This is a genomic window from Arthrobacter pascens, assembly GCF_017052465.1.
GTDB classification, from domain to species: domain Bacteria; phylum Actinomycetota; class Actinomycetes; order Actinomycetales; family Micrococcaceae; genus Arthrobacter; species Arthrobacter pascens.
Map to the genome: position 1 here is coordinate 1 of NZ_JAFHKT010000043.1, position 1,094 is coordinate 1,094.

The window sequence follows — 1,094 nt, forward strand, 5'->3', positions numbered from 1 at the left end:
GCCGATCAGGAACGTTGCTTCCTTGTCTTCCCAGCACTCGAAGATGTTGGGGCAGCCGGCCTCCTCGCACACGGTGTGGAGGCCTTCCTTCTTGACCAGGTTCTTGAGCTGGACGAACTCGGGGCCCATCTGGACCTTGGCCTTGATCCACTCCGGCTTACGTTCCACCGGGGTGGCCGCATTGCGCTGCTCGATACGCAGCATTTTCCGGCCTTCTGGTGCCAGTGTCACAGTAGAGCTCCTTCGGGGGTTGCAACTAGGGCGTCTTCATTGTTGCGCAGTTCTTCGATGATCCGCGAAACGAGATCAGCCGGAGCCACATCGCGGCCGGTCTCCTGGGCAATGGTGGTCACCCCGGCGTCGGTGATTCCGCAGGCGATGATCTGGCCGTAGGGGGAGAGGTCGTTGTTGCAGTTGATGGCGAAGCCGTGCATGGTGACGCCTTGGTTGACCCGGATGCCGATGGCGGCGATCTTCCGGGCCGGGCCCTTGGAGTCTTCCTCGATCCAGACGCCGGCGCGGCCCTTGATCCGGACGGCCGTGATTCCGTAGTCGGCCAGGACGGCCATGATGACGGCCTCGAGCCGCTCCACGTAGTCGCGGATCCCGGCCCTGTTCTTCAGTTTGATGATGGGGTAGCCCACGAGCTGGCCCGGGCCGTGCCAGGTGAGCTTGCCGCCGCGGTCCACCGGAACAACAGGGGTGCCGTCGAAGGGGCGCTCGTGGTCCTCCGTGAGTTTGCCGGCGGTGTAGACGGCGGAGTGTTCGAGCAGGAGTACTGTGCTGGGGGCCTTGCCGGCCAGGACGTTTTCGTGGATTTCGCGCTGGAGTTCCCAGGCGTGCGTGTAATCCACGAAATCGGGGGCAAGACCCAGCTGTGTGAACTCAAGAGTCATGGCATCCAGCTTAGACCCCGGCGTGCGCTGTACCGGATAGTGTGCCCAACCTCTCACCCCCGTTACCTTTTTCGTAGCCCCAGTCCTGTTGCAGGATAAGGGTGTGTTGGCAGGTCGGTCCCGGCATGGTTTCTGCCCCCAGTCGTTCATGATCCGGGGGGTGTTGTCACCGGGACCGGCTTGGCGGCAGTTGATCGC

1 protein-coding gene and 1 pseudogene are annotated in these 1,094 nt (G+C 63.1%); both read right to left on the reverse strand.

What is annotated here, in order from left to right; all coding sequences use genetic code 11:
• Positions 1-231 (reverse strand): annotated as a pseudogene (locus tag JYA52_RS00190) (lipoyl synthase); the annotation flags it as partial.
• The gene (gene lipB / locus JYA52_RS00195; protein ID WP_205651154.1) at positions 228-896 is read right to left on the reverse strand and encodes a lipoyl(octanoyl) transferase LipB; all 669 of its coding nucleotides are present in this window, start codon (positions 894-896) and stop codon (positions 228-230) included. The gene lipB and the pseudogene JYA52_RS00190, both read right to left, overlap by 4 nt.
• Positions 897-1,094: the final 198 nt, after the last annotated feature.

Excerpts from the sequence above, each read along its gene's own strand:
- lipB (WP_205651154.1), bottom strand. The coding sequence starts at position 896 with ATGACTCTTGAGTTCACACAGCTGGGTCTTGCCCCCGATTTCGTGGAT.